The organism is Bacteroidota bacterium (assembly GCA_030017895.1).
In the GTDB taxonomy this organism is placed as follows: domain Bacteria; phylum Bacteroidota; class Ignavibacteria; order UBA10030; family BY39; genus JASEGV01.
Map to the genome: position 1 here is coordinate 20,846 of JASEGV010000033.1, position 12,240 is coordinate 33,085.

Sequence of the window (12,240 nt, forward strand, 5' to 3'; positions counted from 1 at the left end):
TGCTACAGCAATTCAAAATAGGAAGAAGATAATGAAACCAGAAGATATAGATATATACGATTCAGATACAATCCCGAAGCAGCTTCCCGTGCTGCCTTTGAGGGATGTGGTAATATTTCCGTTTACTATTTTTCCGGTACTTGTAGGGCGCGAATCGTCGCTTAAAGCCGCTCAAAATGCAAACGAACGGAATAAATACATTTTTCTGACCGCACAAAAAAGTCCTGTAATCGAAGAACCGGGAGAGAATGATATTTACCGCGAAGGAACAGTTGCAAAGATAGTTCAAATATTAAAACTTCCGAATGGCTTGTTGAAAATTTTAGTGGATGGAATTTCGCAAGCTGTTATCGAGCAGTTTGTTTCCAACGACGAATTTCTTGAGGCACGCATTAAGCTAATATCACCGAAATACGAAAGCTCTCCCGAAATAGATGCCTTCGTCCGGCATATTTCAAGTTTGTTCACCGAATACATCCACCTCAACAGGAATCTTCCGAGCGAAATTTTAATAGCTTACGAAAATATTAAAGACCCGTTCCGTAAAATTTATTTCGTTGCGTCGAATATTACACAAGCAGTGGAAACAAAACAAAAAATTCTTCAACAGTTTAATATCAAAGATTTATCATTCGAATTAATTCGGTTGTTAAATTCTGAAATTGATATTTTAAAGATCGGCAGAGATATTGATACAAAGGTTCACGATAATATTCAGAAAACTCAGCGGAAATTTTTTATACAGGAACAGATACGGATTTTACAGGATGAGTTGGGCGATGAAGAGATGTCGCCTGAAATGCTGAAATTGAAAGACCAGATCGAAGAAGTTAAGATGCCTAAAGAAATTTTGGAAAAAGCGATGGAGGAATACCAAAAATTGCGTAAAACCCCTCCCCAATCGCCGGAATCGACAGTTATTCGGAATTATCTTGATTGGATGGTGAACGTACCATGGTACAAAAAGACAGAAGATAATTTGGATGTAAAGCATGTACAACAAATTTTAGACGACGACCATTATGGATTAGAAAAACCTAAGGATAGAATTCTAGAACATATAGCAGTTCTGAATCTCGTGAAAGAAATGAGAGGACAAATTTTATGCTTTGTCGGACCTCCGGGAGTTGGAAAAACTTCGCTTGGTAAATCAATAGCCCGTGCATTAGGCAGAAAGTTTGTGCGTCTTTCGTTAGGCGGAGTTCGCGATGAAGCTGAAATCCGCGGACACAGAAGAACTTATATCGGTTCAATGCCCGGAAAAATTATACAATCACTTCGCCGTTCCGGTGTGGTAAATCCTGTAATTTTAATGGATGAAGTTGATAAAATGAGTATGGATTTCCGCGGCGACCCGTCGGCTGCTTTACTTGAGGTACTCGATCCCGAGCAAAACACAACTTTCAATGATCATTATTTAGATATCGATTACGATTTATCGAAAGTAATGTTTATAACTACGGCAAATGTTCGGTATAATATTCCTCTTCCGTTGCAGGATAGGATGGAGATTATAGAGCTACTCGGTTATTTGGATTATGATAAACGCGAAATTGTTAAGCGTCATCTGCTTCCTAAACAATTAAAAGAACATGGATTGACAGAAAAAAATGTGAGGTTTACAGAAAAAGCTATCGTAAAAGTGATACGCGAATATACCCGTGAAGCGGGTGTGCGTAATGTTGAGCGTGAAATCGCCTCGATTATGCGGAAAACGGCTAAAGAAATAGTTATTGCACTGCAAAAAGAACCATCGACAGATATAAAAAAAACGCCATCGATTAAAATAGATGAACAGAAAGTAGAAGAGTATTTAGGTGTGCCACACTTCCGCCAAAGAAAAACTTCAACCGAGCGGAAAGTCGGATCGGTTATAGGGTTGGCGTGGACAAGTGTTGGCGGTGAAATTTTGAATGTTGATACTACGATAATGCCCGGTTCCGAAAAATTAACTCTTACAGGAAAACTTGGTGAAGTAATGAGGGAATCGGCACAAGCAGCTCTTTCGTATATTCGCTCGAACACAAAGTTAATGGGTGTGAATGAAGAGTTCTACAAAAACAGAGAAATTCATATTCATTTACCCGAAGGAGCGATTCCGAAAGACGGACCTTCGGCTGGACTTACAATGGCGATGGCTATTGTTTCGGCAGCATCGAACCGTCCTGCTCGAAGCGATGTAGCTATGACAGGCGAAATTACTCTACGTGGGAACGTACTCGGAATCGGTGGTTTAACAGAAAAAATTCTCGCAGCCCAACGCAGCGGAATTACCACGGTTTTAATTCCTGCAGAAAACGAAAAAGATTTAGCCGAAATTCCTGAAAAAGTTAAAAAAGGAATTAAAGTAATTCCTGTTAAAAAAATTGAAGAAGCTTTGCCTCATGTGTTCGGAGTCGCTAAGCAATCCAAGTAAATTACTAAATTCAAAAAAATGTTTTTAGAAGCTGTTATTGTTTAAAAAGTTATATATATTAAATTAAATTATAAACCCGAAGAATGAATTATCTTGTAACAGCTCGGAAATGGCGTCCGTTAGTTTTTGAGGATGTAATCGGACAATCGCACATTTCAACCACATTGAGAAATGCCATTTCGCTGAACAGATTATCGCACGCATATCTGTTCAGCGGCCCACGTGGCGTTGGAAAAACTACTACAGCGCGCATACTTGCTAAAGCAATCAACTGTAAAAGTCCGAAAGACTTCAATCCTGATAATGAGTGCGAAATTTGCAATGAGGTTACAGAAGGTAGAAGTATGGACGTGTTCGAGATCGACGGCGCATCGAACCGCGGCATAGAAGAAATCCGTAACCTCCGCGAGTCTGTTAAATACGTTCCAACTAAAAATAAATACAAAGTATATGTAATTGACGAAGTTCATATGCTAACCAAAGAAGCGTTCAATGCACTGCTGAAAACTTTGGAAGAGCCTCCACCACACGTAATTTTTATTTTTGCTACGACCGAAGTGCACAAAGTTCCGGCTACAATTCTTTCGCGGTGTCAACGTTTCGATTTCAAGCGAATTGCCATTGAAGAAATTATGAAGCACCTTCGGACAATTGCACACGCTGATAATATTTTGATTGATGATGATGCGCTTTTAATCATAGCTAAAAAAGGCGACGGTTCGATGCGCGATGCTCAAAGCATATTCGACCAGGTTGTTTCCTTCTGCGGTAATGAAATATCTACAAAGAAAATTATTGAAGCATTAGGATTGGTTGATCAAGAATTGTTTTTCCGCACAACCGATTTAATAAAAAATAAAGATACAAAAGGCGGAGTTGAATTAGTCGAAGAAATATTAAAACAAGGTTACGACATAAAAGAGTTCTTAGCCGGTTTAAATGAACACTTTCGTAATTTGTTGATCGTTCTCACTACAGAATCCGCTCAGATGTTGGAAGTATCCGAAGTTTATAAGAAACGTTCCATTGAAGATGCCAAACATTTTTCGGAGAGCGATATACTCAGATTAGTTAAAATTGTGAGCGATACCGAGACGAGTATCAAGTGGGTGCAGCAACCCCGATTTAAATTAGAAGTTGCACTGATTCAAATGATAAAAATGGATAATTCAGTCGAAATAGGTAAACTTTTAAATCAAATTGAAGAGTTAAAAAAAAAGATAGATAGCGGTATTAAAGTAGAAGGAAAAGTAATGGCATCGCCACCTTCGTTTGCTACAGCACAAAAATCAGTTACTATCCCTCCTACAAGAACATCGCTGATGAACTTAGGAGGTTACGGATTTGGAGAGAAAAATTTTCCATCACAGACAAGTTCTGTTGCTCAATCATTTTCGCCTTCAAAATCGATTTCAATAGATGAAGCTGTTGCCAAATGGGGAGTTATCGTAAACGAAGCCGGGCAAAATCGTGTTTTCCTAAAAACTATTTTAAGTTCATCAAGAATAATTGATTGCTCGAACGGCTCGATAAAAATTTCTTGTCCCAACGAATCCCACCTCGAGATGTTAAAAAAAAACCGTGAATATATTACAGATTTGGCGCAACAAATTTACGGAACTAAAGTGCGACTTGAAGCAATAGTTGATTCCAAGCTATCTGTAAATCTGGCAGACCATTTTTCCAACAATACTACAACAAAAGAAAACCAGCATCCGATTGTTGAAGCGTTAAAAAATCAACTCGGGGCTGTCGAATGTAACTCAAACGAAAATTATTGATTTGATGTAACCCCCCGATGGGCACAAATAATTCGTGTCCTTATTATCCCTCGAGAATTAACCCAAAACCTTTCTACAATACATTGATTCATGCGGTTCTTGTTCCATCCGATGCAACGAGATGGTTTTCAGAATCCAAAGTTTTCTATTGATTACCGTCCAATTTTTTCTTAAATTTTACTGTCAATTTATGAAAGTATATGAAGAAGATATAATTGCGGCAATTTCAACACCTATAGGTGAGGGGGCGATATCAATTGTTAGAATCAGCGGTAAAGGATCGAATCAATTAGCTGATAAAATTTTTCAAGGTAAAACAAAACTATCTGAAGCTAAAACTCATACGTTACACTATGGAACTTTAAAAACATCAGAGAATCTGATGATCGACGAGGTTTTAGCTGCGGTTTTCAAAGAACCCAATTCATACACCGCCGAAGATATGGTTGAATTTAACTGTCACGGCGGTTGGTACGTAACGAACCGGATATTACAAGAAATTATTTCTAACGGCGCTCGCCTTGCTGAACCGGGCGAATTTACAAAACGAGCCTATTTAAATGGTAAAATTGATTTAATACAAGCTGAAGCGATTGCTGATCTTATTAAAGCTAAATCCGAAATTGCCCACAAGGCTTCGATTTTGCAGTTAGAGGGAAATTTATCAAAAAAAATTCGTAGCATCCTTGATAAATTAACCAATTTGATAAGTTTAGTCGAATTAGAACTTGATTTTGTTGAAGAAAACATTATATTTACTAATTCAAAAAATACGGCGAAAAAAATATGCTTCATTATTGACGAGCTGAATCTTTTAATAAACTCATTCGAATATGGTAAAGTTTGCCGCGAAGGTGTAAAAGTAATCATCGCAGGGAAACCTAATTCCGGCAAATCAAGTTTATTAAACCGATTATTAGAAGAAAATCGTGCGATAGTTACACCAATTCCCGGCACAACGCGTGATATCATCGAAGAAAATTTTATAATTAATGGTGCGTTATTTAAACTGGTTGATACGGCGGGTATTAGATTAACAACAGATACAATAGAAATTGAAGGCGTTCGGCGGGCTTATGAGAAAATTGACCAATCGGATATCGTATTGTTCGTAATCGATATAAATGATATTGTTCCAAGTGAAGATATCCGAATAATGAACGATATTCATTCAAAAGGAAAAGCTCTCGTAATAGTATTTAACAAAATTGACTTAATTAATAATACCACTCAATATTTTGATGATATTATTAGCAAACTCGGTTTGTTAGCAAAAGTTAGAATATCTGCATTGAGAGGTGATGGAATAGAAGAGCTGAAAGAGATTATTTTTCAAACGTCAGTTTTAAATAAACAAACGCAGCCAGAAGGAAGTATTTATATAACGAACGAATGGCACAAGGAAGTTTTGGTAAAATCACGAGAAAGCTTAATTCTTGCATTGGATAGTACATCGAAAGGCCTAAGCGGTGAATTTATAGCTCTTGATCTTAAAACATCTATCGATGCTTTAGGACAAATAATCGGAAAGGTAACGTCCGAGGATATTTTAAACAATATATTCTCAAAATTTTGTATAGGAAAGTAATTTTGTTTCACGTGAAACGTATGTATGGATAATAAAGATCAATATGATGTTGTAGTTATTGGTGGTGGGCACGCAGGTATCGAAGCAGCATTAGCTACTTCGCGAATGGGTTTCTCTACTTTAATGGTAACTATGGAGTTTTCAAAAATTGGAGAGCAATCCTGCAACCCTGCTATTGGAGGAACTGCAAAAGGACATTTAGTTCGTGAAATTGACGCATTAGGCGGTGAAATGGGAAAACTTGCAGATTTTACAGGAATCCATTTCCGTATGCTTAATACCTCTAAAGGTCACGCCGTTTGGTCGCCACGATGCCAATCTGATAGAATTTTATATGCCTTAGAAGCTCAAAAAAGAATTTTACAAGCATCCAATCTTGATGTTCTAGAAGATACAGTAGAAGAAATTATTGCCCATCATTCAAACGATAATAATTTAAAAATTGTTGATCGGATAAAAACTCTGAGCGGAAAAATCATTTCATCAAAAGCAGTCATAGTAGCAACCGGCACATTTTTAAGAGGTTTGATGTTTACAGGCATGAATACAATCGTCGGCGGAAGATACGGTGAGCCTGCGGCTAATAATCTTACCTCAAATCTAGAAAATTTAGGATTCAAATCAGCCCGACTTAAAACAGGAACGCCACCGAGAATTGATTTCAATAGTATCGATCTTTCTAGGGTTGAAGAGCAAATAAGCGATATCCCTCCTTTTCCATTTTCTTATCAAACCGATACAATTACTAACGAACTTGTACCTATGTATTTGACTTACTCGAATCAGAAAACACATGAAATACTAAGGACAGGTTTTGCTGAATCACCACTTTTTACAGGTTTGATCAAAGGTCGAGGGCCTCGATATTGCCCATCAATCGAAGATAAAATATATCGATTTGAGGAAAAAGAAAGGCATCAAATATTTTTAGAACCTGAAGGGTATAACACAAATATTGTATATGTAAACGGATTTTCGACTAGTTTACCTGCCGCTATTCAAGAAGCGGCATTGCGGACGATTCATGGCTTAGAAAAAGTTAAATTAATTCGTCCAGGTTATGCTGTAGAATACGATTTCTTCCCAACAGACCAATTAAAGCTCACATTAGAAACGAAAGCAATATCAGGACTTTATTTTGCGGGCCAAATTAATGGCACTTCTGGTTACGAGGAAGCAGCTGCCCAAGGATTGATGGCAGGTATCAACGCTGCGCTCAAGCTTTTGCACAACGAACCGTTCATATTGAAACGATCGGAGGCGTATATTGGTGTTTTGATTGATGATTTGATAAATATTGGTACAGATGAACCGTATCGTATGTTTACATCAAGGGCTGAATACCGGTTGCTGTTGCGCCAAGATAATGCAGACCGTAGGTTAATGAAATATGGGTACCAATTTGGACTCATTCCCGAAGCCACATATTCTCAACTTACATTAAAGGAAAAATTCATAAACGAATTGATTTCATTTACTAAATCATTTTCATTATATTCTATAAAAGTTAATGAATACTTGCTTTCAAAGGGTGAAAGCCCGATTGATCAGAAGGAAACTCTTTTTCAATTGTTAAAAAGAACAAATACAAGTATGTCAGATTTTCTGAACTTTGAGGAAATATATGATAATAGCTTGATTCAATCGATATTACTAGTGCAGCCGCGGTTGAAGAATGAAATCTTTGAACAAATAGATATTGAAATAAAATACGAGGGCTACATAAATCGGCAGCGTGTACAAATTGCTAAATTCGAAAACTTGGAAAACTTGTGTATTTCTCCGAAGTTTGATTATAGTCATCTAATTGCAATTTCTTCCGAGGGTCGTGAGAAAATGAATAGGATTAAACCGAGTTCAATAGGTCAAGCCGCTCGAATTCCAGGTGTTACACATTCGGATATTTCAGCATTATTAGTATATTTACACAGATAGGTTTCACGTGAAACAAGTATGGAAATTTTAGATAAAAAAATCTGGCTAAAAAATATTTTATTGCAAAATGGCCTGAATTTAGAGAATGGCCAATTGGACTCTCTTATCCACTTCGTCCAGTTGCTATTAGAAAAAAATAAATTTGTTAATTTAATTTCTCGAAAAGATACCGAATTTGTATGGGAAAACCATATATTACATTCTCTCTCTCTTTGTAAGTATTTTACATTTAACAATTCACCTAAAATTCTCGATTTAGGAACTGGTGGTGGATTTCCAGGTATTCCATTGAAAATTGCATTACCTAATATTAAAATAGATTTAGTGGATTCTATTAGAAAAAAAGTTGAAGCTGTAAGTGAATTTGTTAAAGCACTCAAATTAGATAACGCCTCAGTGGTTTGTAGTCGAACTGAAAACTTGGGTGTCCAATTTTACAACAAATACGATATCGTTGTTTCGCGCGGGGTTGCTCCTTTAATCGATCTCGTAAAATGGGTAAAACCTCTAATGAACCGGTCCAGTAATTTTGAATTGGTATCAAATATTAAAAATAAAAAATATAATGCGAAATCTCCTATATTTATAGCTTTTAAAGGAGGGCAAATTGAGGCGGAAATACAAACCTTAAAATTGGCTAATGTTTGCGCATCAGTATTTATTTGCGATGTATCGATGGAGGGTATTGAAATCAACCTACTTCAAGATAAAAAAATTGTGTTAATTCAATTCTAAAAATTATGAACATAAACAAAAAATTATTCGAACAATTAGAACTACTAACCACTGAAAAAGTGAACAACGCTTCAAAAAATATCGATGCGTTATCTACTTTTGACATACTGAAAATTATAAACAAAGAAGATGCAAAAGTATCGACTGCGGTTAAATCTGAATTAAAACATCTCGCTAAAGCTGTCGACGTTATTGTCAAAGCGATAAAGTCAGGGGGACGTCTCTTTTATGTTGGCGCTGGAACAAGTGGTCGACTTGCAGTAATTGACGCCGCTGAGATGCCGCCGACATTTGGTACCGATCCGAAGTTAGTGCAAGCAATTATTGCCGGTGGGAACAAAACAGTTTTCCGATCACAAGAAGGAGTTGAAGATCGCGAAGTAGAATCGATTAAAAATCTTCGCAAGCTCCGACTCAACAGCAGCGATGTCGTTTGTGGAATTGCGGCAAGTCTCAGAACTCCCTTCGTATCTGCGGCACTTGCTTATGCAAAACAAATCGGCTGTAAAACAATTCTTGTTACAACTAACTCCCGTTCAGTACTACTCAATAAAAGTTTTGACACAATTCAAAATTCAATAGATGTAGCAATTTGCCCGGATGTTGGACCGGAAATTATTGCAGGATCTACGAGAATGAAATCAGGAACCGCTCAGAAAATGGTTTTGAATATGTTAACTACTGCGTCAATGATACGGTTAGGTAAGGTTTATGGAAACCTGATGGTTGACCTCAAACTTAATAGCCGCAAACTTGAAGAGCGAGCAAAACGTGTTATTATGAATATCACAGAGGTCGATTATGAAAGGGCTGAAGAAGCTTTAAAAAAATCAGGTGGACATGTAAAGACAGCTATCGTGATGATTCTGAAAAACACCAACAAAGCTGAAGCTCAGAAAAAACTGAAGAATGTAAACGGATTTTTAAGACCTGCACTCAAATGATATTAAAAAATCCATTAACTGAAAATATACAAGATTATCCACCTTTCGATGGTTTTACTAAGGAGGGGCTTGGTTTCTTAAAAAAGCTAAAGAAAAATAATAACCGCGATTGGTTCAATTCACATAAGCAAGATTTCGAGGTTGACGTTAAGCTTCCGATGCAATCTTTAATACTTGAGTTGAAACCTTTGCTACATAAATTTGCAGCTGATTTCGTTGTTGACCCGAAACGTTCGCTCTTTCGGATTTATCGCGATACACGCTTCAGTAAAAACAAGGCGCCTTATAAAACTCACATTGCAGCGATATTTCAACCGTCAAAAAATTGGAAAGACAGCGCCGGTCTATATCTTCACATTGAGCCTGACGAAGTTTACCTCGGCGGCGGAATGTATGTGCCCTCAAGCGACGATCTGAAAAAAATTAGAAATACGATTGCTAACCACCCCAACAAGTTTTTATCTATTATCGAATCGGAAAAATTCAAGTCGCTTTTTAAAACTATAGAAGGGGAAAAGCTAAAGCGAGTTCCGCAAGGATTTCCCCCCGACGATGACATGGCGGAGTGGCTGAAGATGAAACAATTTTTCATCTCTCACACTATGAAGACAGAGGAAAGTTACAAGAAAACATTCCCGTCAAAAGTGGCAAATATTTTTGAAATAATGATGCCGTTAGTAAGGTTTATCAACGAAGCAATACAAAAGTTTAGTAATTGACTATCTCACTTTTATTTTGTAATTTGAACGCATCAAGGTTTTAAGTGGGAACGCTCATTGAAAATTTTTATTCAAGATGCCTTATGATTCGCCACGCGAGTTTACGACTTATCGAAAACAATTGCCGGGGGAATTTTACCGCCGTCCTAAGTATTTTGGCAGGCAGGTTAGATTTTTTAACGGCAATTAATTTTAATTAATCAATTCGTTCTTAAAAAACAGGAGAGAGCAATGACACAAAACAAAAAACTTTTATCTTGGGTAGATGATATGGCACGTATGTGCCAACCGTCCTCAATCTACTGGTGTAATGGTTCAGAAGCTGAATACGACAAGATAGCTGAGCTTTTAGTTAAAAATGGAACTTTTCAAAAACTAAACGAGAAATTACGTCCAAACAGTTATTACGCAAAATCCGATCCTATCGATGTCGCTCGTGTAGAAGATCGGACATATATCTGTTCTAACAACCGGGAAGATGCCGGACCAAACAACAACTGGCACGACCCTGCAGAAATGAAAGTAAATCTTATAAAACTTTTTACCGGAAGCATGAAAGGAAGAACTATGTATGTAATTCCTTTCAGTATGGGTCCGCTTGGCTCTAACATTTCTCACATCGGTGTACAGCTCACCGACTCGCCTTATGTAGTGTGTAATATGAAAATTATGACTCGCATGGGAACTGAAGTACTTAAAGTTTTAGGCAATGGCGATTTTGTTCCCTGTTTACATTCAGTCGGATTCCCGCTTGCCGATGGTCAAGCCGATGTATCTTGGCCCTGCAACAGCACGAAGTATATAGTTCATTTCCCGGAAGAGAGAAGCATCTGGTCTTTCGGTAGTGGATACGGCGGCAATGCACTTCTTGGTAAAAAATGCTTCGCGCTTCGTATCGCTTCTGCGATGGGTAAAGAAGAGGGCTGGCTCGCCGAACACATGTTGATTGTAGGCGTAACATCGCCTGAAGGTGTGAAAAAATATTTCGCAGCCGCTTTCCCAAGCGCCAGCGGTAAAACAAATTTAGCTATGCTAACTTCAGCGTTACCCGGTTGGAAAATCGAGTGTGTTGGCGATGACATTGCGTGGATGAAATTCGGTGCCGACGGACGTTTGTATGCTGTGAATCCCGAAGCCGGATTTTTTGGTGTTGCACCGGGGACTTCGATGCTCACTAACAAAAACGCATTGCTTACTTGCAAAGAAAATTCTATCTTTACAAATGTTGGCTTAACACCTGATGGCGACGTTTGGTGGGAAGGTTTAACAGAAGTAAAACCAAAACGATTAACCGATTGGCAAGGAAAAGATTGGACTCCTGAATCGCCCAATCCTGCTTCTCATCCTAACGCGAGGTTTACTACACCAGCAAAACAATGCCCTGTTATTGATCCTGATTGGGAAAATCCGAAAGGAGTTCCAATATCTGCATTAATTTTTGGTGGAAGACGAGCCAAAACAGTTCCTCTTGTTTATGAAGCATTAAACTGGCAACATGGTGTTTTTGTTGGTTCGGCTGTTGCATCCGAAACTACTACCGCTGCAATCGGAGCTGTTGGACAAGTGCGACGTGATCCGTTTGCAATGCTTCCTTTCTGCGGTTACAATATGGCTGACTATTTTAATCACTGGCTTGAAATGGGGAAGAAATCATCCCCCGACAAACTCCCGAAATTTTTCATTGCAAATTGGTTTCGGAAAGATTCAAACGGAAAATTTATTTGGCCCGGCTACGGCGATAACATACGAGTTATTAAATGGATTTTTGAACGAGTAGATGGAAAAGATAATTTTACCGACTCGCCACTTGGTAGTATCCCCAAAACCGGTAGTATGGATTTTGATGGAATGAATATTACTGAAGATACTATCAAAGAACTTTTCCGAATCGAAAAAGAAGATGGCATAAAAGAAGCAGATGGGATACTTGAATTTTATAACCAATTCGGAGACCGCTTACCAACAGAATTAAAAGACGAACTCCAATTAATGAGAGATAGATTCAATAAGATGTAAAATTCAAAGCACACACGTTCTTCAATGCATCTGAGAACTGTGTGCTTTTTGTTAAGGGCGGTTCCAAAAATTGACTTATTGAATACTTTTTTTTGTATATTTAAGA

At 37.8% G+C, this 12,240-nt stretch carries 8 protein-coding genes; all 8 read left to right on the forward strand.

Translation table 11 applies throughout. The annotated features are described in order from the left end of the window. Window positions 1-31: 31 nt before the first annotated feature. The 8 genes from lon to QME58_07920 all read left to right on the forward strand — a co-directional run bounded on the left by lon (window position 32) and on the right by QME58_07920 (window position 12,134). Entirely contained in the window at window positions 32-2,416 is a 2,385-nt protein-coding gene (lon, locus tag QME58_07885; GenBank protein ID MDI6803751.1) for an endopeptidase La, read from the forward strand. A gap of 83 nt (window positions 2,417-2,499) precedes the next feature. Continuing rightward, window positions 2,500-4,197 carry a DNA polymerase III subunit gamma/tau gene (gene dnaX / locus QME58_07890; GenBank protein ID MDI6803752.1) on the forward strand — a complete coding sequence of 566 codons (1,698 nt, stop codon included), beginning with the start codon at window positions 2,500-2,502 and terminating at the stop codon, window positions 4,195-4,197. Window positions 4,198-4,387: 190 nt separating this feature from the next. Further along, a complete protein-coding gene (gene mnmE / locus QME58_07895) occupies window positions 4,388-5,785 on the forward strand; it encodes a tRNA uridine-5-carboxymethylaminomethyl(34) synthesis GTPase MnmE (protein MDI6803753.1) in 1,398 nt (465 codons plus the stop codon). 24 nt (window positions 5,786-5,809) lie between these two features. Further along, window positions 5,810-7,720 carry a tRNA uridine-5-carboxymethylaminomethyl(34) synthesis enzyme MnmG gene (gene mnmG, locus QME58_07900; protein MDI6803754.1) on the forward strand — a complete coding sequence of 637 codons (1,911 nt, stop codon included), beginning with the start codon at window positions 5,810-5,812 and terminating at the stop codon, window positions 7,718-7,720. 18 nt (window positions 7,721-7,738) lie between these two features. After that, on the forward strand, window positions 7,739-8,455 hold the full coding sequence (rsmG, locus tag QME58_07905; GenBank protein MDI6803755.1) for a 16S rRNA (guanine(527)-N(7))-methyltransferase RsmG: 717 nt from the start codon (window positions 7,739-7,741) through the stop codon (window positions 8,453-8,455). 5 nt (window positions 8,456-8,460) lie between these two features. Further along, the gene (gene murQ, locus QME58_07910; GenBank protein ID MDI6803756.1) at window positions 8,461-9,399 is read left to right on the forward strand and encodes an N-acetylmuramic acid 6-phosphate etherase; all 939 of its coding nucleotides are present in this window, start codon (window positions 8,461-8,463) and stop codon (window positions 9,397-9,399) included. Beyond that, a complete protein-coding gene (locus QME58_07915; GenBank protein MDI6803757.1) occupies window positions 9,396-10,118 on the forward strand; it encodes a DUF2461 domain-containing protein in 723 nt (240 codons plus the stop codon). Before murQ ends, QME58_07915 begins: the two co-directional genes overlap by 4 nt. A 195-nt stretch (window positions 10,119-10,313) precedes the next feature. Next, window positions 10,314-12,134 carry a phosphoenolpyruvate carboxykinase (GTP) gene (locus QME58_07920; protein MDI6803758.1) on the forward strand — a complete coding sequence of 607 codons (1,821 nt, stop codon included), beginning with the start codon at window positions 10,314-10,316 and terminating at the stop codon, window positions 12,132-12,134. Window positions 12,135-12,240 lie beyond the last annotated feature (106 nt).